The sequence below is a fragment of the Candidatus Nanopusillus massiliensis genome, from assembly GCF_920984865.1.
Window position 1 is genome coordinate 557,896 of sequence record NZ_OV100765.1, and the last position, 290, is coordinate 558,185.

Consider the following 290-nt stretch of genomic DNA (forward strand, 5'->3'; position numbering starts at 1 on the left):
TAAATCTCTGAAGACAACAATTCTGCCATTTCTCTTGTATTTACAAATATTATTACAGATTTATGTTTATCCAATATTTCCTTTATTTTTCTTAAACTCCATTCTAGTGAGGGGTNNNNATTATATTTTCTTGCCAATTCTAAATCTTCTTCACTAATTTCCGGATAATATACTTCTATATGATATTTTTTCTCTGCATACCAATATGCAATTTTATAATTCATAAATCCAAAAATAAATTTTGCAGCTTCATCCAAATNNNNAATTGTTGCAGATAATGCAATTCTTTG